Genomic DNA, 17,557 nt, shown 5'->3' with positions numbered 1-17,557 from the left:
GGCGAGTGATGAGTGAAAAGGCGTTGATTGAGTGCGTCATGCTGGCGGCCGGGTTATCCAGCCGGATGGGCGACTGGAAAATGATGCTGCCCTGGGGGGCGGGCACGCTGCTCGACAGTGCGCTTCGCAGCGCCTTCTCGCTCTGCGATCGGGTGATCCTGGTTACCGGGCATCGTGGCGATGAGCTGGCGCGCTACTATCGCGGGCAGCCCGCTATTACGCTTGTCCACAACCCTGATTACGCTTCAGGGATGTTCTCATCAGTAAAGTGTGGTGCGGCAGCGGTCACCTCGCGACGTTTTTTTCTGGCGCTGGGCGATATGCCGGAGGTATCGCCCGCGGTTTACAGCGCGTTATGGCAGCATGCGGATCATGACCACTGCCTGGTTCCCGGTTATGACCAGGGCCAGGGCCATCCGGTGCTGCTCCCGGCGCAGGCGCTTGCGCTTATCAGCAACGCGCCCGCCAACAGCAGCTTAAAGACGATTGTTCGCCAGATCGGCACCTGCACGGTTGCCGTCGATGAGCCGGGGATCCATTGCGATATCGACACGCCAGCGCAGTATCGCCAGCGAACCGAGCTTAACCGCTTGCTTGATACGCTGCCGCGGCGGCGCATAAACCCGCATGGCGGCAGGTAATGTTCGTCAGGCCATGTTTGCCCGATTGAGGATCGTCATTAAAAACTCCGCCACCGCTTTGATGCGTGCCGAAGCGATAAGATCGGCATGAGTCACCAGCCAGAGATCTTCGCTCAGCACCCGGTCGGGTGGTATCACTTCGATTAATTCCGGCTGCTGCGCAGCGATAAAGCAGGGCAGCACCGCCAGCCCAAGCCCGGCGTTGACGGCAGAGAGCTGGGTCACCAGGCTGGTGGTGGCAAGCGCAGAGGTTTTATCCTCAACCTGTTCATCAAACCAACGGGCCGCGGGAAGATGGCTGAACGAACTGTCCCAGGTAATAAAGCGCCGCCCGCTCAAGGGGGCATCTTCTGGCGCAGGGTGAGCGCGCAGATAGCGCTCTGCTGCGTAGACCGCGGAGGCCATCACCCCGGCTTTGCGGATCTTCAGCGTGTTTTGCTCAGGCCGCACCAGGCGCAGCGCGATATCGGCATCGTTTCGTACCACCGAGACGGTGTTGACCCCGGTAATCAGCTCGAGGCGGATCGCCGGGTAATCTTCCTGGAACTGCGGCAGGGCCGGGATAATCAGGTGGTTGGCCAGCGTCTCTGCCGTCGCCAGGCGCACGGTTCCCGCCGCTTCGCCATCGCCTCCGGCAAAGGCGTGCTCCAGCGCGCCGATTCGGCTCTCCACCTCTTCGGCATAACTCAGCAGCGCCTGCCCGGCATCGGTAAGAAAGTAGCCGGTCTGATGATGCAGAAACAGGCTGGTCCGCAGGCTGCTTTCCAGCGCGTTAATTCTGCGCGATACCGTCGACTGGCTCACTTTTAACGTGGCTGCCGTTTTTGTCAGGCTGCTGGTGCGCGCAACGGCCAAAAAGAAGCGTAAATCGTTCCAGTCCATCGTCTCTGTTTTCTGTTTATGCAAAATGATTCGCCGATTTTATCCGTAGTTTTCAAAATATGGAAAAAATAGACTTCTGCTACGGCATTACTATTCGAAAAACAGGAGTGAGCAGATGGAAGTCACAGCGAATCAGACCCCCGCCAGCGCGGTCGTGGAAACCTATCTGGCAGCTTTTGCTGCGGGCAGAGTCGATGAGATTGTCAGCCTGCTGGCCGACGATGTGGTGTGGCATATCGACGGCGAACCAGGCGTCTCGACAGTTGGATTGTTGCAGGGGCCTGAGCAGGTTCGGCGCTGGTTGATAGCCTTCCCGCAGAATTTCAGGCCACGGGAATTTGTGATTAATGAGATTATCGCGCAGCACGATAGCGTGCTGGTACTGGGGCGTTTTCGCCATACGGTGGTCAGCACGCAGCACACCGTCGGCAGCGATATGATCATTCACTTTACGGTCACCAACGGTAAGATTCGCCGGTATCAAATCTTTGAAGATTCGGCGCTGCTGGCAAGGGCTTTTGACGCGGGTGATGAGTGGTCGCTGCAGCAGGTGCGCATCAATGGCACGCTCTACCGTTACCGCGATATCGGCGAAGGGCCAGTGCTGCTTTTTGCCCACGGGCTTTTCGCCAGCCATCATATTTTCGCCGCACAGGTTCAGGCCCTGAGCCACGCTTATCGCTGCATCGTTGTTGATATGCCGGGACACGGCCTGAGCGGTTACGATGCCACCGGCTGGACGCTTGATGATCTGAGCCGCGATCTGGCGCTGATGATTGATGAACTGGCGCTCGGCAAGGTCACAATCGTTGGGCAGAGCCAGGGGGCGATGGTGGCGCTGCGGCTGGCGGCGACTTATCCGAAGCTTCTGGCAGGCCTTGTGCTGATTGGCACCAGCGCGCGCGCGGAATTGCCTGAACGGCTGGAGATGTGGCGCAGGCAGCGCGAAACCCTGCTGAAGGGTTCCGATGAGGCGCGGGAGGCGCTTTTTACCACCCTTCAGTCCTATGTAAACAGTGAAGAATGGCTGCAAAACCACCCCCATGAGGCCGCCGAAGAGCGCGCCATGATGCATGCTCACAACCGCGAAGGCTTAGCGCTGGCGCTGGATGCCGCCGTGTTTGACCGGGGCGATATTAGCCACCTGTTGCCGATAATCGCCGCGCCGACGCTGGTTATTGTCGGGGAAGAGGACAGGGCAACCCCGGTTGAGTTAAGTAAGGAGATCGCCGCGCTTCTGCCCGATGCTCAACTGCTTACGCTGGCAAAAACCGGCCACCATCCGCCAACGGAAGCCGCCGATGCGGTGACGGCGGCGATTGCCGGGTTTATTGCAGCTAAATAGCGGAGATAAAAAAGCCCCGTCAGGGGCTTAATACGCGGTGGTCATATCGCGGGTTTAAAAGCGATATTGCAGGCCGGCAGTGATGGTGTAGTTTTGGTTGGCAATACCCGCAGCATCGCCACCGATGAATTCCGATCCGTCGTTGGTAGTATCAATAACCTGCGTCCCGCCTTTGCCCTCTTTATATTTGCTGTAAGTGAACTCAGCAAACACTTTCGCATGTGGCGTGACGTAGTAGCCTGCATCAAGTGACGCGCCGTAATAGCGTGAATTACTGGTTTTATCTCGGAAGGTGAGGTCGCGCATATAGTGCTCATCGTTATCATGGGCGCGCACCCAGTCACTGAATTTAAGCAGCGCATTGAATTCGAAGTTATCAATGCGGTACTGGCCCGCCAGCCCAACATAGGGCATGGTGAAGCGCTGGCTGTAACCAATCCCGCGTTCGCCTGCCGGGAAGTTACCCACTGAGGCTCCATTATTATAATCGTAAGCGCCGCCGAGCGCCGTCCAGCTGAAGCGCGTCTCCTGATAGCCTGCCACCACGCCCGCTTTATAATTCGCGTCCTGGAAAATCCAGCCTTTCAGGTTGAGATCGAACTCATTGGCGTAATTGACATCCGAATCAGGATGGGTGGAGTGATGGGTCCAGCCTGACTGGCTTTCACTCAGCCAGTCGTAATCATCCATATGGCCTGCCCCGGAGGCGAGTGACGTCCAGCCGCGGGCGTTAAGGGTTAAAAAGGAGTAGGGGTTCCAGGAGAGATCGCCTTTCACAATGGCGACATTCTTTATCTTCCAGTTAAGCTGGCTGATTTTTCTCCCTGTTATTTCGTCATAGACTAGCTCATTCGATTTACCGCTCAGCATCCCGGCAGAGGCGGAGGCGGAAAAGCTTTCAGGAGAAAAATCGGGGATTAACTGCTCTGAGTCTGCGTACGCGGTGCCGGAAATAGCGCTTATCATCATCACTACAATACGAGTTTTTTTCATTTTTCTTTGCTCATATCACAACGGTAATAATGATTCTTGCTACGGGTATAAACTTCTGCAATGAAGTGGGGTTTTTCTTTTTTTATTTTTTGATAAAGATCCTAAGTCTGAGATATATCTTTTTTTGTTCTTCTTTTTTTTGGCTTATCAATTACCGGTATGCGTAGTGCTTCGGGAAAATATATTTTCCCGTCGTAACGTGGCGATGTTTATCTGAGGTAAGACGCGGGAGGGGGATCCGACCCGCACTACTGTAAGCCGTTAAGCCTGTTACCCTTCCCCTGGCGGCGCGCTTTTCTCTATCGCGTGCTGCTGCGATAAACGCCAGAAATCATGGCCGGCGGGATATTGATATAAGCGCAGGGAGAATTGTCCTGCTACCGCAGTGATATATTCAAATATCGCCGATTGCGTATTCTCATAATCTGCCCACAGGGTCGACGAGGTGAAGCAGTAAATTTCCAGCGGAATACCGGCCGGTGACGGCTTTAGTGTCCTGACGACAATGTACATCTCTTTGACAATATCCTGCCGCTCGGCGAGATAAGCCATTAAGTAGTGGCGGAAAAGCGTCAAATTCGTCAGGCCATTATCAATAAACCAGCTGTCCGCTACGCCCATCGGATCGCGGCCATCAAGCAGTTTTGACAGCGGTTCACTCACGCCGCGTATTGCCAGCATGGGAGCCAGCATCTCCTGCGAGAGAAAGGTCACCGAGTGCTGATCGATATTGGTGCTGCGCATAATGCGGCGCGCGCCGGAGGAGAACATCGCCTGCCAATTGGTATAGGTTTCGGTAAGAAAGTTTTTCGTCGGAATACGGGAGATGGTGTTATCCCAGTTCCGGATAGTAATGGTGTGCAGCGCGATATCGGTCACTTCACCGCTGAGGTTTTTATCCGGCATCTCAATCCAGTCCCCGAGTTGCAGGACATCATTTGAGGAGACCTGCACGTTGGCGACCAGCGAAAGCAGCGTGTGCTGAAACACTAACATCAGCACTGCCGCCACGGCACCGAGGCTGGAGATAATAATCGCCGGTGATTTGTTCGACATCACCGCGAGGATCATGATCGCGGCAATAACGTGAATTAAGATTTTACCTATCTGGATATAGCCCTTAATCGAGTGATTTTTACGCTTGGTCTTGCGCAAATAAGAGCTATTAACGATATCCAGCATCTCGTTAAAAAAGACCGACAGGAAAATAAAGAACAAAATACCGCACATGGTATTTATTGCCGTTACCAGCGAGGCTGGCATATTTTCCATAAACTGCAGCAGGTAATAGACCGTAAGAACCGGCACGAAATTGGATAATTTTTCAGCGATACGGCGATCTTTTTCCAGCGGCACATCTTTTTTATGGCTGGCAAAGAAGACTTTACGAACGACCTTAATCAGCAGGAATTTGCACATCAGATGCGCAAACATGCCAGAGACGATCAGCAGAATAATATTTAAAACAATGGCCAGCGCCGGCCTGCCTTCGATAAACGTCAATAAAGAATTCAAATACGCCATTACTTATCGCCTGAACGAGTATGCCATCTGTATAAGCCCTGGCTGGCGGGCATATATACAAAAATTTAACCAATTAGCATCATGGCATAACAAGGGGATATAAGTCCACGCCGGGGGCGGTGTGTGCCCGGTCACAAAAACGCTCGCCTTTAACAAAGTGATCCTATGATTTAGGCTGGTTAACGCAAATTTACGCTGTAACAGGAGAAGCATGATGAAAGCAGTCACACTTAACGCGCCGGGCGGCCTGGAAAACATTACCGTCTCAGATATCGCCGATCCGGGCAGACCCGGTAAGGGTGAAATTCGGGTTGCGATTAAAGCCAGCTCGCTGAACTTTCATGATTTGATTGTTGCCAGCGGCCAGTTCCCGACTGAGGATGGCCGTATTCTGCTCTCCGATGGCGCGGGCGTGGTCGAAGAGGTGGGCGAGGGCGTTGAGGAGTTTGCCATCGGCGATAGCGTGGTTTCTACCTTTTTCCCCATCTGGCTGGCAGGTAAGCCAGGCCCCGAGGTGAGCGGCTTTGCTCATACCCCCGGTGACGGCATTGATGGCATGGCGAGCGAGTACGTTGTCCGCTCGCAAAATGCCTTTACCCATGCGCCGCAGGGATGGAGCCACAAAGAGGCCGCGACCATCACTACCTCAGCACTGACCGCCTGGCGGGCGCTGGTGGTGGATGGCAACCTGAAAGCGGGCGAGACGGTGCTGGTTCAGGGCACTGGCGGCGTCTCCATCGCGGCGCTGCAAATTGCGAAAGCGATGGGCGCGAAAGTTATCGCCACCTCCTCTTCCGATAAGAAGCTCGACGTTGTGCGCGAGCTGGGCGCGGATGAGACCATCAACTACAAAACCACGCCCGAATGGGGGGATAAAGTGCTTGAACTGACCCAGGGGTTCGGCGTCGATCACGTGGTGGAAGTGGGCGGCCCGGCTACCCTGAAAGAGTCGCTGAAAGCCGTAAAAGTCGGCGGGCATATCGCGCAGATTGGTATCCTGTCCGGCGACGAGGCCAGCGTATCGGTGCTTTCACTGCTGGCAAAACAGGTGCAGATCAAAGGGGTGATTGTGGCAAGCCGCCAGGATCAGATCGATTTTGTGAAAGCGCTGGAAGTGATGAAGCAAAAGCCGGTTATCGATCGCACCTTCAGCTATGAGGCGCTGAGCGAAGCCTTTGCTCACCTGCAAAGCGGTTCCCACCTGGGGAAAATCTGCGTCGAGTGGTAGCAGGCACGGCGGTAGGGGCGTGCGCCCTTACCGCCACGTTTTCACGCGCTGTGGCGCTTTCCTTCAGCCGAGCAGGCTTTCCAGCGTCACCGATGCTCCGCCGCAGACAATCACCAGCACATTATCGCTGGGGGCAAAGCGAAGTTTGTTGTCATAAAGCAGCGAGAGCGACACGCCGCAGGCAGGCTCGGTCAGCACGCGATGATCGTCCAGCAACAGGCGGCAGGCGCGCACGGCCTCAGCGTCGGAGACAACCTGGCTTCTCACCTCAAAACGGCTGGCAACGTTAAACGCATTTTCACACACCTGGCTTGCGGCAAGGGTCGTTGCGATGCCGCTCACCTTCTCCAGACGCACCAGCTTACCGGCATTAACCGAGGCGTTAAGCGACGCGGTGCCCTCGGTTTCAACGGCATAGATCGGAATATGGCTCAACTGATGTTTTTCCAGCCCCTGAGCGATGCCTGAGAGCAGGCTGCCGCCGCCGACCGAGAGGACCACGGCATCCGGGATCACGCCTGCGGCGATCACCTCATCCACCAGTGTGCTGATGCCCGCCCACAGCAGCGCGTTATCAAAGGGGTGAATATAAATGACCTCATCGGTGGCTAAAGAGAGGGCATAGTCGTTCGCCTCGCTCCAGACATTGCCGTGCACCACAAGGGTGGCCCCTTCCTGCTCGATCAGCTCTCTCGCCCGCAGGGAGGTGGTTTCAGGCACTACGACGGTGACCGGTAGGCCCAGTTTGCGACAGCTGTGCGCCACCGCGATGCCTGCATTGCCGCCCGACGAACTGATAAAGCCTTTTGCGCCCTGTTCTGCATAATAGCGGCAGGCATGTGCCGCGCTGCGAAGTTTGAACGAACCGGTGGGCTGGGCAGACTCCATTTTCAGCCACACATTGCATCCGCTGCGCTCGCTCAGCGGCAGTGAGTGCAGCAGTGGGGTCTGAATACTGATTTCCATGACATCGAATCCTTATGCATAAGCCCATACGATAAAGGCCGTTCTGGACAGGTTTTTAAGCCTGACCAGTAATAACACAAGAACTATCAGGCTGGGTTATCTATTTCTGGGTGCCAGGGGTGGCATACGCAGGCCAGCTTATGCCCCTGCGGATCCCGCAGATAGGCAACATAGAAATCTGGCCCATAGGCTTCTCGGAGACCAGGCGCGCCCTCATCGCTGCCGCCATTTTCCAGCCCTGCGGCATGAAATTGCCTTACCTGCTCTGCGCTGCTTGCCCGGAAGGAGAACATCGTCCCGTTACCCGGCGTGGCCCTCTTTTTATCGAACGGCGGGCAGATGCAAAAACTGAACCCCTGGTCTGGCGGCTCGCCCCACATCGCCCAGGTTTCACTCCACGCAGGAGTGCGCGGCACGCCCAGCACTGCGAAAATCGCATCATAGAAACGCGTCATCGACGGTAAATCGTCGGTGCCTATGGTGGTGTACATCAGCATAGTTTGGCTCCTGGCTTCCTTTCTATAAAAAAGGGATGAAACCGTCAGTGATTATGGTCCCGCAGAAAAACCGTCAGCACATCCTTCGGCGCGACGCCGCCGCACTCTGAAATCATCCAGCCGACCGCGCCGCGGTGATAGGTGCCATGAAACAGCACATGGTTAAGCATATCGATGGCGCGCATCTCGCCGTGACCACCGTCGACAAAACGGAAGGTGATGACTTTTTCAAGATCGCTCGAAATAAGGGCGTCAACATGCTGGATATACCACGCGGCGCAGTCGGCCATCTTCACTTCAAGCTCTTCCAGGGTAGGCGTTTCCGGGGTATTTAGCGCGGTGTAGCCATGCTGCTGACCGGTGAGATTGGCTCTGAAAATCATGTCGACGACATAAATATGGTTCATCAGCCTTATCATCAGGTGGCGCTTTTGCGGGTGCGCCGATTCGTCGATCGCCTTGATGGCTTTCAGGGTTTCGCCATCCATCCAGCGCTTAAATTTCACCAGGCTAACCAGTGTGTCCTTATCCATCTTCTGCTCCACATGTGACTGAAGCGATATCATACCTCGCGTGGACTGTTTAGCTGAGTAGATCCTTAAGCAAAAACCAGGGGGGTGGCATCGGCATATTTCAGCGAGCGGCGCTGGTTAACATGTCGAAAAAGGCCGGGGCGTTAAGGTTTTTCTAAGCTTTCTTCGTCACACTGGGGGTATAAAGCGCACATGGTTTCGGTGCCGTTGTCGGATTATAGTCGGCAGGAGATGATGTCCCCTGCCACTTTTTTAACTTTTTATTCGCCAGAAAGATTATTTCGTCACTCCTTTTTTATTTTCCATTGTCATAAAACCTTCAGCTGTATCAATATCTAACATCTTCTTTAAAACCGAAAAAATATTTAACTCACCTTCAGACGATCCTCATTAAATAGTGATGATTTTGCAGGTAAATTACTTTATAAATATATGGGACAACATCGCAGACCTTGCTCACGTAACTGCTCGGGCAGCGAGTAATTACGGGTGTGGCATCTACGCGGGAGGGAAGTGAATGGATATCATAAGTTCAGAACGTGTAAGTGAAGTCTATATGGTTATCGGGCACGCGGTATCCTCGTTAATTTCAGCGGGAAAACGCGTTGAAAAAGAGGGGATTCTCGAGCAGTTGCAAAAGGGAAAAGCGCAGGCGGTGGATGGGATGAACGACGTGTATGAATCCGCTATTCGCCTCGTTGCCAGCGAGGGCGTTGCCGTCAGCGAGCAGTGATTGGCACCGATGCAACTGTTATTACGCTTCCCGCTCGCCTCAGGTAGAGAACCAGCCAGCGGGATAGTATTCGCAGATAAACTCCACAAAGGCCTTCACTTTCGGGCTCTGTAGCCGACGCGATGTGTGCAGCACCCACAGCTCGGTAAGCGTTTCGGCCTCTCCCCAACTTATCAATTCACCTCTCGCAAGATAAGTGCTGACGATCGATTTCGGCACCATCGCCGCACCGGCTCCGGTCAGAACCGCATCACGAACGGTCAACAGTGAGGAGAGGCGCATCACCGGCTGCGGAGTAAAGCGGCGCTGCCCGTTCTCAACGATCCAGTCACTCCCTTCAATATGCGTTGACATCACTACCGCCGGGATCGTCGGCACGCTTTGCCTATCCGCAACGGGCAGGCTGATAGCAGGCGCGGCGACCAGCACCAGCTTGTCCCTGGCGAAGCATCGGCCAACCAGCGAGCTGTTTGCCTGCGGGTTTATGCGGATCGCCACATCAAACTGCTCCTCCACTAAATCGCTCATGCGGTTTTCCGAGACAACCTCAATATGGATCTGCGGATAGTGCTGGCGAAATTCTGCCATCAGCCGCCCCAGCGCCAGCTGCGAAAAGAGCAGCGGGGCAGCAACGCGCAGCCATCCTGCTGGCGCGGCATTATCTTCCCGCGCCGATTCAGCCGCTTCATCAATTTCACGGATGGCGCCCAGCGTGCGCGCCAATAGGCGTTCGCCCGCCTCGGTGATCTTCAGCTTCTGGCCGCCGCGCTCCACCAGCCGCACGCCCAGCGCCTCTTCGAGATCGGTCAGCCTGCGCGAAAGGGTGGCTTTAGGTTTACCGCTGGTGCGGCTGGCGGCGCCAATCCCGCCCGCTGCCGCGATAAGGTGAAACTCTTTTAAGGCGTTGATATCCATTAGCTGTCTCATTTTTGGAACAGAGTGTGCAAATAATAGCCTCTTCCGGGCAAAAATGGATCGGGATAGTCTCTGGTTACACCCACCAGACAGTACGGAGTAAACATCATGACTATTCTTGTTACCGGAGCGACCGGCCGCGTTGGTCGCCACGTTGTTGACCAGCTGCTTCGCCGCGGCGCTGATGTCCGCATATTGACCCGCGATCCCGTAAAAGCCGGTTTTGCTGACAATGTGGAGGTTGTTAAGGGCGATCTGCTGGATATCGATGCCCTGCGCGCCGCTTTTAGCGGCATCAGAACCCTGTTTTTACTCAATGCGGTTGCCGCCGATGAATTTACCCAGACGCTGATTACGCTCAATATCGCCCGGGAAGCTGGCGTCGATCGCGTGGTTTATCTCTCGGTTTTTGGCGCGGATGCCGCCGTCAATGTGCCGCATTTCGCGGTTAAATACGGTGCCGAGCGCATGCTGACCGCGATGAACTTCAGCGCCACCATTCTGCGCCCCACCTACTTTATCGATAATGAGGCGATGATTAAGGAGGTGGTCGTTAACCACGGCGTTTACCCGATGCCGATTGGCAGCCGCGGGCTGGCGATGGTGGATACGCGTGATATCGCCGAGGTGGCGGCTATTGAGCTGCTTCGGCGCGATCAGGCTAGCGAGAGGCTACCCGTCGAGACCATTAATCTCGTTGGCCCGGATACGCTGACAGGTAATGATGCAGCGGCAATCTGGCGCGATGTGCTCGGGCGCGAGGTAATGTATGGCGGTGACAGCCCGGACGCCTTTGAAGCTGGCATGGCGGAATTTATGCCGAAATGGATGGCCTATGAAATGCGTCTGATGGCCGAGCGCTACGTCAGCCACGGCATGATCCCAAATGGGGGCGACCGGGAGCGGCTGGTGGCGCTGCTTGGCCGCCCGCTACACACCTACCGCGATTTTGTGGCGGCACTTGCCGCACAGTAAAAATGAGACGGCCGGTGGCTGCGCACCGGCCTTATTGTTTAGTGCTTAAAGCGCAACGGCGCGCAACATGCTCGGCGTCAGATCGGTAAAGTGCGGCACATCGCCCGTCACTTCTGGCGCTTCTGGCGAGTTAAACGCCGCTTTCATCGCCTCCTCATCGCGGAAAACGCACTCGGCGATGGCGACGGTTCCCGTCTGCTCAACGGCCGGGAAGAGGGCAGCTGCGCTGAGCAGGCCATAGGGCTGGAACGCTTTGATCACCAGCGGAATATGACTGTTGACGTAGTAGTCCCGGTCAAAACGGCTCTGCGGATCGCCGTAATAGGTGACGTATAGCGTGAAGGTTGAAGTGCTCATTGTGTGACCTCTTTGATAACTGGTTTCCATTCGTTTAAGCCGCTGAAAGTGTAGCTGGCATTCGAGGCTGCTAATATGCATTCCGCGCTGTTAAGCCATTACAGAGAGGAAGATGATGATAACGATTGAAGCGGGCAGACCCGCTCACTACCCGACATTACTGGACATCTGGGAGTCATCGGTGCGTGCCAGCCACGATTTCTTGCCGGAGGGGGATATTGAGGCGCTGCGCCCGCTGTTAGAAAATCGCTATTTCCCTGCCGTCACGCTGTCGATTGCCCGGCTGGTTGAAGATGGCTCCATCGTCGGCTTTGTTGGCGTCAGTGACAACAGGATTGAGATGCTGTTTGTCGATGCCGCCCAGCGCGGAAAAGGCACCGGCAAAGTGCTCCTGCAACACGCCATCGCGCAGGGTGCGGATGAGCTGGACGTCAATGAACAGAATCCGCAAGCGGTGGGCTTTTATCAACAGCAGGGTTTTGAGGTTGTCGGCCGCTCTGAGCATGATGGCCAGGGGCGGCCCTATCCGCTTTTGCATATGAAACTGCAGAAAACCTGATGCTGCCCATTTTAATATTTATGCCAGGTAGCGTGCCCCGGCTGTCGCGCAAAATTTCTGCAATTTATCGGTGTTACTTAATCCTCGCTTAAGAATACTCCGATAATGTAAGCGCTACGCTAGCCCATCCCGGGCTATTCCGGAGCCTCTCCTATGCAAAATAAGTTCGCAGAAGTCTCTACCGCCAGCAAAGTCCCCGCAGTGACGATGGCGTTCTGGTTAACCAAGATTGCTGCGACAACGCTGGGTGAGACCGGTGGTGATGCAGTGACCATGTCGATGAATCTGGGTTACCTCACCGGGACGCTGATTTTCGCCATCATCTTTTTAATCGCCGTGGTGGTGCAGATTGAGCGCCACAGTTTTAATAAGTGGATCTACTGGTTTACGGTGGTTGCCACCACCACCGTTGGCACTACGCTTGCGGACTTTGCCGATCGCTCACTTGGGATAGGTTATCTGGGCGGCACGCTGCTGCTGAGTTCGCTGCTGATGCTTTCACTGCTTATCTGGCGCCTGACCTGCGGCACCATCGCTGTCAGTTCGGTGAACAACGGCGTCACGGAGAGCTTTTACTGGGTCACCATTATGTTTTCACAGACTCTCGGCACCGCGTTGGGTGACTGGACCGCAGACAGCGAAGGGCTGGGCTATGATGGCGGCATCCTGCTGTTTGTCGGCGCACTGGCGATTATCTGGGCCGCCAGCCGCTTTACCTCGCTGTCGCGCACTGCACTCTTCTGGGCGGCGTTTATTCTGACTCGCCCATTGGGTGCGGTAGTCGGTGATTTCCTCGATAAACCTGTCGCCGCTGGCGGGCTTGCGCTGAGCCGCTATAGCGCCTCACTGACGCTGGCGCTGATTATTGTGGCGTTTCTCTGGCTACTGCCGCAGCGCCCGGCAATGAAAGTTGCGGTGACGAACTAAGCGTGTGGTAGCTATAAAGGGGGAGCAGGCCTGCTCCCCCTCGCTACAGAGGTTATGCCCGCCCGGATGCTTGAGGATTGCGGACAAAGTTGAGGATCGCACTGAGCGTGGCACTCTCGGGATGATTCACTTCACTCAGATGATCGCCTTTACCGGCGAAAAGCGGTATGGCATAGCGCGTGGCTAACGCCGCCATTGTGGCGTAATAGGGGTCATCAGCACCCGCCCAAAACCGCAGGGGAACAGGGCAGGGGAAAAAGCCCTCCGCGTCCTGGGCGTGTTTTCTCAGTTCATTGAAAAAATGCTCTGCCCCTTTTTCATCCTCAGAGGTGAGTGAGGCGGTGAGTTCCGGCGCGACTTGCCGGGCATAAGCGATAAACATCTCAAACGTCAGCTTGCCAACAGGCGTTTCAGGCAGGCCAGCTTCACAATCCCATCCTCCCAACACCACAGAGTGCAGGCGATCTGCGTGAGCATTTATCAGCTCCATTGCCAGCCAGGCCCCGGCAGAGTAGCCGATGATATGCGCTTTTTCATACCCCAGCTCATCCATCAGATTGACGATGGCTAACGCCTGGCGCTGTTGGGTGTAGGCAGCCTGATCATCAGGTTTATCGCTCGCCCCGTGGCCGGGCAGATCCGGACACACCACCTGAAAATGGGGGCTTAACGCGGAGTTGAAGCCGTTATCCACCCAGCATCTGCTATCCATCAGCAAACCATGAAGCATGATGACTAACGGACCTTCTCCCTGCGTGCGGTAAAAGAGGCGCGGCGTTGCTGATGTATATGGCATAGCGATTCCTGTAATGTGCGCGTGTATATTCATAAAGACTAACGCCATGTTCTAACATGGATAATCTTTTGAAAGGCAACAACAGGTGCGCAACCCCTAATATTGGCGAGGCCGTTGATCTGCAAACAGGGAGTAATGATGGCAAGGCGACGTGAGCTTAAAGGCATTGCTAACGCGCTCAATTCGAGCTTTGTGAGCCGCAATAATGATTTTCATGGCTACTGGTCTCTGGGGCTGCTAAAGCACTTTGCGATCAGAGATGGGGGGACGTCTGTAGATCTTTCGTTTCCCTTACCTCAGCCTGAGGCTAGCGATAAGCTGATACAGTTTCTGGTGCGCCATTACACGAATATGCTGACAAATTTGTTGAACAGACAGCGTATCCCGCATGAGTGGGTAAGCAACGTTAGCATCACTCTCGACTTCAGGCCGCAGATTAAAGACGCAGCGTTAATTGAAGGCGCCGCCTCCGTTGGGCCTTTTGCCTGCCACTGCCAGATTACTGACGATCGCGGTCGCCACTTCGCGTCAACCCTCTATGGTCGCTGCTGGGTCCATTCGGCGAAGAAGGAGAGTCGCTCGACCCGCTATCGTGATAAGTAATACATTTGCGTTGACGTTATTTGCGCGCGATCAGCCGCAGCCCTCTGCTCACCAGTTTTTTGAACGACGCACACTCCGTATGCTCCGGCGCCGGGCAGCGGGCGGCATGCTTCAGCCCTTCGCTGAATAATTGCAGTTTGCAAATGGTCTCATCAATTGCCTTCGCGCGCTGCTGAAGTTGCTCGCGGTTGATAGCGACCTTGCCCTGCGGGTTTAACATTGCCGCCATCTCATCCAGCGAGAAGCCTGCCGCCTGGCCGAGCGCGATCAGCTGCAATTTACTCAGCACGCTTTGCGAATACTGCCTTCGCAGCCCGTTGCGGCCAATCGGTTTGATTAAGCCCCTCTTTTCGTAAAACCGCAGCGCGGAGGGCTTTATGCCGGAAAGCGCCGCCACTTCCCCAATATCCAGCTCTTTCACCGTTGACTTAAACCTCACTTCACGTTGCACACTCACCGACACCTTAGCATCTCTTTATCAGGGGAAGGAAAATTGGATAACGCTCTTGTGCTTCACATGATCGTCACCGGCATTGGCGCAACGCTGCTGATGGATGGCTGGTCAATGTGTCAGAAAAAGCTGCTCCGCGTGCCGCCGCTTAACTATGGGCTGGTGGGGCGCTGGTTGTTGTGGCTCGCGCGGGGAAAGAGGTGGCATAACACCATCCTTTCCACGCCTTCCATTAAAGGGGAAAGTTTTACCGGCTGGGCATTCCATTACCTCACCGGCATGCTGTTTGCGGCGATCCCATTTTTGCTCCAGGGTTCGTCATGGCTGCGCGAGCCGCTTCTGCTGACGGGTGTGCTGACAGGCGTGTTTACGCTGCCTGCGCCCTGGCTGATTATGCAGCCGGCGCTGGGTTTTGGCATTGCGGCCTCGCGCACGCCCAGGCCGTGGCGGGCGCGGGTATTCAGCCTGCTGACGCATCTGGCCTATGGCCTCGGGCTGTATGGCGCGGCGCTGCTTTACACCTTTTAATGCTATTTGCGCGACGTGTCAGGTGGGCAAACGCAGGCCGAAAATGTTCTTGCCCTGCGCGTGGCGATAATAGGCGCTGCCGCCGTGTAGCGCGGCGATGGCGCTCACCAGCGATAACCCCAGCCCGCTGCCGGCGGTGTGACGAACATTATCTCCCCGCCAGAAGCGCTCGAAGGCTTTCTCCGGCTCGGCAAGCGGCTCCCCGTCGTTCGCCACTTCAATTTCAACCGAGTTACCGCCCTGAATTGTGCTGACGGCAATGGTGCCGTTTCCCGCCGCATAGCGAATGGCGTTGGTCAGCAGGTTGGTTATCGCCCGCTGAAACAACATCTTATCGGCGGTGAGGCTGCCCTGCGCATTCAGCTCGATCGCCATTTCACGCTCTTCCGCCAGCGGTTCGAGAAAATCGACCACCATCTCCAGTGCCTCACTGAGCGAGAAGGTTTCCTGATTGAGCCTGATATTGTGATGCGTGGCGCGCGCAAGGAAGAGAATGTTTTCCGTCAGCCGCGACAGCGCCTCCAGCTCCTCAATATTCCCTTCGAGCAGCGCCTGGTACTCGGCAATGGAACGCTGATGACCCAGCGCCACCTGATTCTGGCCTAACATAACGTTGATCGGGGTGCGGATCTCATGGGCCAGATCGTCGGCAAACTGGGTGAGGCGGATAAAGTCTGTCGACAGGCTCTGACGCATGGCGTTAAGCGCCTTGCCAAGGGGGAGCAGCTCCTGCGGGATCGCCTGCAACGGCACCGGCTGGTTTAACCGGTCACTGGCGGTCTCGGCCACAATCTGGCTTAAGCGGCCAATGGCCCGCAACCCGCGGCGAATCAGCAATGGGCTAAGGGCGGCGCAGAGCAGAATGGCCGCCAGTGACACCAGAATGCTTTGCTGGCGGTAGCGCTCAAGCATCATTGCCCGCTCACGCGCTACACGGGCAAGCGTGACGGTGACCGGCCCGTGCGGTGAGTTGGCCTGCAGGCTGAGCGCCGAGGCATCCATATCATCCGTGCTGCGCCAGCGGTGCAACTGCTGCGCGCTGGGCGGGGTGTTAACCGGGGTTGGTGCGATATCCGGCAACGCGACGCCGGTATGGTTAATGGTGACGTTTTGCGCATGCTGCGGGCGGATGCTGAGAATATCCTGGCGAATATCGACCATACGGTTGAAGTAGAGCGGCAGCGACTCCGGCTGAGCGCCATCTTCCAGCAGCTGGCGCAGTTGCGCAGCGCGGTTGATCAGCGTCTGATCGTCGCGCCACACCAGCTCACTGCGCAGGGCGTTATAGAGGATCAGGCTGATGCCGCCGCAGGCCAGCGCCATGATCAGCGTAAAAATCGCCGTCAGCCTGAGTGTCAGAGAGGGGCTATACATCGCCTGGCTCCTGCACGGAGAGGCAGTAACCCATACCCCGGACGGTGGTGATCAGCTTTTGCGCAAACGGGTCATCGACTTTGCGGCGCAGGCGGCGAATGGCGACATCAACAATGTTGGTTTCGTTGTCGAAATTGACACCCCAAATCTCACTTGCCAGCAGCGTGCGCGGCAGGATCTCGCCGTGCCGGCTGGCGAGCAGCCACAGCAGCATAAACTCTTTGCGTGTCAGCGCGATGGAAGTGCCATCTCGTGTCACCTGAAAACGCGCCGAATCCATCACCAGATCAGCGACGCGCAGCGTAGTGCTGTGCGGCTGGTGTTGACGAAGCTGATTCTTGACGCGCGCCAGCAGTTCCGCAAAGGAGAAGGGTTTGACCAGGTAATCGTTCGCACCCAGCTCCAGCCCTTTAACCCGATCCTCCACCGAATCTCGGGCGGTAAGGCAGATCACCGGCATCTGGCTTGCGGTACGCAGGGTTTTCAGCACCTGCCAGCCATCCATGCCCGGCAGCATAATATCGAGGATCATCAGGCTATACGGGTGCGCCAGCGCCAGATGCAGGCCATCGCGCCCGTCCGCTGCGTAATCGACGATATAGCCCGCCTCTTCAAGCCCTTTGCGCACCCAGGCGCTGGCTTTCAGGTTGTCTTCAATCAGTAACAGTTTCATCGGCGCAGTGTGCCACGAAATTTTGAGCCGCCCCAGCCTTTCAGGGCCAGATGACAA

The 17,557-nt window shown here is 55.9% G+C and carries 21 protein-coding genes; 9 read left to right on the top strand and 12 right to left on the bottom strand.

Going from position 1 to position 17,557, the window contains the following annotated elements:
* The first annotated feature begins 8 nt into the window (after positions 1 to 8).
* Entirely contained in the window at positions 9 to 641 is a 633-nt protein-coding gene (locus tag BWI95_RS21625; RefSeq protein WP_076770231.1) for a nucleotidyltransferase family protein, read from the top strand.
* A 6-nt stretch (positions 642 to 647) separates the two neighbouring features.
* Here BWI95_RS21625 and BWI95_RS21620 read toward each other — a convergent pair whose 3' ends face one another.
* Positions 648 to 1,523, bottom strand: coding sequence for a LysR family transcriptional regulator (locus BWI95_RS21620; RefSeq protein WP_054803847.1), 876 nt, complete (start codon positions 1,521 to 1,523; stop codon positions 648 to 650).
* A gap of 115 nt (positions 1,524 to 1,638) precedes the next feature.
* Between BWI95_RS21620 and BWI95_RS21615 the strand changes: the two genes are divergently transcribed.
* Positions 1,639 to 2,868 (top strand): alpha/beta fold hydrolase, encoded by a 1,230-nt coding sequence (locus BWI95_RS21615; RefSeq protein ID WP_054803846.1) that lies wholly within the window; start codon positions 1,639 to 1,641, stop codon positions 2,866 to 2,868.
* Between the two features lie 54 nt (positions 2,869 to 2,922).
* On the opposite strand, the gene BWI95_RS21610 is transcribed toward BWI95_RS21615, so the two are convergent.
* Together BWI95_RS21610 and BWI95_RS24085 are read right to left on the bottom strand one after the other, a co-directional pair.
* On the bottom strand, positions 2,923 to 3,861 hold the full coding sequence (locus BWI95_RS21610; RefSeq protein ID WP_076770230.1) for an omptin family outer membrane protease: 939 nt from the start codon (positions 3,859 to 3,861) through the stop codon (positions 2,923 to 2,925).
* A gap of 270 nt (positions 3,862 to 4,131) precedes the next feature.
* On the bottom strand, positions 4,132 to 5,385 hold the full coding sequence (locus tag BWI95_RS24085) for a mechanosensitive ion channel family protein (protein WP_076770229.1): 1,254 nt from the start codon (positions 5,383 to 5,385) through the stop codon (positions 4,132 to 4,134).
* A 214-nt stretch (positions 5,386 to 5,599) separates the two neighbouring features.
* On the opposite strand from BWI95_RS24085, the gene BWI95_RS21600 reads away from it, so the two are divergent.
* On the top strand, positions 5,600 to 6,613 hold the full coding sequence (locus BWI95_RS21600; RefSeq protein WP_076770228.1) for a zinc-dependent alcohol dehydrogenase family protein: 1,014 nt from the start codon (positions 5,600 to 5,602) through the stop codon (positions 6,611 to 6,613).
* A 63-nt stretch (positions 6,614 to 6,676) separates the two neighbouring features.
* Here BWI95_RS21600 and BWI95_RS21595 read toward each other — a convergent pair whose 3' ends face one another.
* The 3 genes from BWI95_RS21595 to BWI95_RS21585 form a co-directional block, all read right to left on the bottom strand.
* Positions 6,677 to 7,579: a pyridoxal-phosphate dependent enzyme gene (locus BWI95_RS21595; protein WP_054803845.1), complete on the bottom strand. Its 903-nt coding sequence runs from the start codon at positions 7,577 to 7,579 to the stop codon at positions 6,677 to 6,679.
* 86 nt (positions 7,580 to 7,665) lie between these two features.
* Positions 7,666 to 8,076 carry a VOC family protein gene (locus tag BWI95_RS21590; protein ID WP_054803844.1) on the bottom strand — a complete coding sequence of 137 codons (411 nt, stop codon included), beginning with the start codon at positions 8,074 to 8,076 and terminating at the stop codon, positions 7,666 to 7,668.
* Between the two features lie 44 nt (positions 8,077 to 8,120).
* Positions 8,121 to 8,609 (bottom strand): DinB family protein, encoded by a 489-nt coding sequence (locus BWI95_RS21585; protein ID WP_054803843.1) that lies wholly within the window; start codon positions 8,607 to 8,609, stop codon positions 8,121 to 8,123.
* Between the two features lie 517 nt (positions 8,610 to 9,126).
* Here BWI95_RS21585 and BWI95_RS21580 point away from each other — a divergent pair.
* Positions 9,127 to 9,342 carry a hypothetical protein gene (locus BWI95_RS21580; RefSeq protein ID WP_054803842.1) on the top strand — a complete coding sequence of 72 codons (216 nt, stop codon included), beginning with the start codon at positions 9,127 to 9,129 and terminating at the stop codon, positions 9,340 to 9,342.
* 39 nt (positions 9,343 to 9,381) lie between these two features.
* On the opposite strand, the gene BWI95_RS21575 is transcribed toward BWI95_RS21580, so the two are convergent.
* Positions 9,382 to 10,257: a LysR family transcriptional regulator gene (locus BWI95_RS21575; RefSeq protein ID WP_054803841.1), complete on the bottom strand. Its 876-nt coding sequence runs from the start codon at positions 10,255 to 10,257 to the stop codon at positions 9,382 to 9,384.
* Between the two features lie 108 nt (positions 10,258 to 10,365).
* Between BWI95_RS21575 and BWI95_RS21570 the strand changes: the two genes are divergently transcribed.
* Positions 10,366 to 11,232, top strand: coding sequence for an SDR family oxidoreductase (locus tag BWI95_RS21570; protein ID WP_076770227.1), 867 nt, complete (start codon positions 10,366 to 10,368; stop codon positions 11,230 to 11,232).
* Between the two features lie 45 nt (positions 11,233 to 11,277).
* Here the strand turns inward: BWI95_RS21570 and BWI95_RS21565 are convergent, their stop codons facing one another.
* Positions 11,278 to 11,589, bottom strand: a complete 312-nt coding sequence (locus tag BWI95_RS21565) for an EthD family reductase (protein ID WP_054803840.1) — start codon at positions 11,587 to 11,589, stop codon at positions 11,278 to 11,280.
* 115 nt (positions 11,590 to 11,704) lie between these two features.
* On the opposite strand from BWI95_RS21565, the gene BWI95_RS21560 reads away from it, so the two are divergent.
* Complete coding sequence (locus BWI95_RS21560) at positions 11,705 to 12,148, top strand: acetyltransferase (RefSeq protein WP_054803839.1); 444 nt, start codon at positions 11,705 to 11,707, stop codon at positions 12,146 to 12,148.
* A 153-nt stretch (positions 12,149 to 12,301) separates the two neighbouring features.
* Positions 12,302 to 13,075, top strand: a complete 774-nt coding sequence (locus tag BWI95_RS21555) for a COG4705 family protein (RefSeq protein WP_054803838.1) — start codon at positions 12,302 to 12,304, stop codon at positions 13,073 to 13,075.
* A gap of 52 nt (positions 13,076 to 13,127) precedes the next feature.
* Here the strand turns inward: BWI95_RS21555 and BWI95_RS21550 are convergent, their stop codons facing one another.
* Positions 13,128 to 13,871, bottom strand: a complete 744-nt coding sequence (locus tag BWI95_RS21550; protein ID WP_076770226.1) for an alpha/beta fold hydrolase — start codon at positions 13,869 to 13,871, stop codon at positions 13,128 to 13,130.
* A 366-nt stretch (positions 13,872 to 14,237) separates the two neighbouring features.
* Here BWI95_RS21550 and BWI95_RS23450 point away from each other — a divergent pair, with 366 nt between their 5' ends.
* Positions 14,238 to 14,474 carry a hypothetical protein gene (locus BWI95_RS23450; RefSeq protein WP_156884939.1) on the top strand — a complete coding sequence of 79 codons (237 nt, stop codon included), beginning with the start codon at positions 14,238 to 14,240 and terminating at the stop codon, positions 14,472 to 14,474.
* Positions 14,475 to 14,490: 16 nt separating this feature from the next.
* Here the strand turns inward: BWI95_RS23450 and BWI95_RS21540 are convergent, their stop codons facing one another.
* Positions 14,491 to 14,895 carry a helix-turn-helix domain-containing protein gene (locus BWI95_RS21540; RefSeq protein WP_076770352.1) on the bottom strand — a complete coding sequence of 135 codons (405 nt, stop codon included), beginning with the start codon at positions 14,893 to 14,895 and terminating at the stop codon, positions 14,491 to 14,493.
* Between the two features lie 96 nt (positions 14,896 to 14,991).
* On the opposite strand from BWI95_RS21540, the gene BWI95_RS21535 reads away from it, so the two are divergent.
* Entirely contained in the window at positions 14,992 to 15,453 is a 462-nt protein-coding gene (locus BWI95_RS21535) for a DUF2938 domain-containing protein (RefSeq protein ID WP_054803836.1), read from the top strand.
* 18 nt (positions 15,454 to 15,471) lie between these two features.
* Here BWI95_RS21535 and BWI95_RS21530 read toward each other — a convergent pair whose 3' ends face one another.
* Positions 15,472 to 16,827, bottom strand: coding sequence for a heavy metal sensor histidine kinase (locus BWI95_RS21530; RefSeq protein ID WP_054803835.1), 1,356 nt, complete (start codon positions 16,825 to 16,827; stop codon positions 15,472 to 15,474).
* On the bottom strand, positions 16,820 to 17,500 hold the full coding sequence (hprR, locus tag BWI95_RS21525) for a response regulator transcription factor HprR (RefSeq protein WP_054803834.1): 681 nt from the start codon (positions 17,498 to 17,500) through the stop codon (positions 16,820 to 16,822). The genes BWI95_RS21530 and hprR overlap by 8 nt, the downstream gene beginning before the upstream one ends.
* Positions 17,501 to 17,557: the final 57 nt, after the last annotated feature.

Origin of the sequence: Kosakonia cowanii JCM 10956 = DSM 18146 (assembly GCF_001975225.1) — a bacterium.
GTDB classification, from domain to species: domain Bacteria; phylum Pseudomonadota; class Gammaproteobacteria; order Enterobacterales; family Enterobacteriaceae; genus Kosakonia; species Kosakonia cowanii.
Note: the sequence above shows the minus strand (reverse complement) of the source record. Positions and strands in the feature narration are given on the sequence as shown.

What these genes read in the sequence shown, in the direction of transcription:
- BWI95_RS21625 (WP_076770231.1), top strand. Translation starts at nt 9, where the DNA reads ATGAGTGAAAAGGCGTTGATTGAGTGCGTCATGCTGGCGGCCGGGTTA.
- BWI95_RS21620 (WP_054803847.1), bottom strand. Translation starts at nt 1,523, where the DNA reads ATGGACTGGAACGATTTACGCTTCTTTTTGGCCGTTGCGCGCACCAGC.
- BWI95_RS21615 (WP_054803846.1), top strand. Translation starts at nt 1,639, where the DNA reads ATGGAAGTCACAGCGAATCAGACCCCCGCCAGCGCGGTCGTGGAAACC.
- BWI95_RS21610 (WP_076770230.1), bottom strand. Translation starts at nt 3,861, where the DNA reads ATGAAAAAAACTCGTATTGTAGTGATGATGATAAGCGCTATTTCCGGC.
- BWI95_RS24085 (WP_076770229.1), bottom strand. Translation starts at nt 5,385, where the DNA reads ATGGCGTATTTGAATTCTTTATTGACGTTTATCGAAGGCAGGCCGGCG.
- BWI95_RS21600 (WP_076770228.1), top strand. Translation starts at nt 5,600, where the DNA reads ATGAAAGCAGTCACACTTAACGCGCCGGGCGGCCTGGAAAACATTACC.
- BWI95_RS21595 (WP_054803845.1), bottom strand. Translation starts at nt 7,579, where the DNA reads ATGGAAATCAGTATTCAGACCCCACTGCTGCACTCACTGCCGCTGAGC.
- BWI95_RS21590 (WP_054803844.1), bottom strand. Translation starts at nt 8,076, where the DNA reads ATGCTGATGTACACCACCATAGGCACCGACGATTTACCGTCGATGACG.
- BWI95_RS21585 (WP_054803843.1), bottom strand. Translation starts at nt 8,609, where the DNA reads ATGGATAAGGACACACTGGTTAGCCTGGTGAAATTTAAGCGCTGGATG.
- BWI95_RS21580 (WP_054803842.1), top strand. Translation starts at nt 9,127, where the DNA reads ATGGATATCATAAGTTCAGAACGTGTAAGTGAAGTCTATATGGTTATC.
- BWI95_RS21575 (WP_054803841.1), bottom strand. Translation starts at nt 10,257, where the DNA reads ATGGATATCAACGCCTTAAAAGAGTTTCACCTTATCGCGGCAGCGGGC.
- BWI95_RS21570 (WP_076770227.1), top strand. Translation starts at nt 10,366, where the DNA reads ATGACTATTCTTGTTACCGGAGCGACCGGCCGCGTTGGTCGCCACGTT.
- BWI95_RS21565 (WP_054803840.1), bottom strand. Translation starts at nt 11,589, where the DNA reads ATGAGCACTTCAACCTTCACGCTATACGTCACCTATTACGGCGATCCG.
- BWI95_RS21560 (WP_054803839.1), top strand. Translation starts at nt 11,705, where the DNA reads ATGATAACGATTGAAGCGGGCAGACCCGCTCACTACCCGACATTACTG.
- BWI95_RS21555 (WP_054803838.1), top strand. Translation starts at nt 12,302, where the DNA reads ATGCAAAATAAGTTCGCAGAAGTCTCTACCGCCAGCAAAGTCCCCGCA.
- BWI95_RS21550 (WP_076770226.1), bottom strand. Translation starts at nt 13,871, where the DNA reads ATGCCATATACATCAGCAACGCCGCGCCTCTTTTACCGCACGCAGGGA.
- BWI95_RS21535 (WP_054803836.1), top strand. Translation starts at nt 14,992, where the DNA reads ATGATCGTCACCGGCATTGGCGCAACGCTGCTGATGGATGGCTGGTCA.
- BWI95_RS21530 (WP_054803835.1), bottom strand. Translation starts at nt 16,827, where the DNA reads ATGTATAGCCCCTCTCTGACACTCAGGCTGACGGCGATTTTTACGCTG.
- hprR (WP_054803834.1), bottom strand. Translation starts at nt 17,500, where the DNA reads ATGAAACTGTTACTGATTGAAGACAACCTGAAAGCCAGCGCCTGGGTG.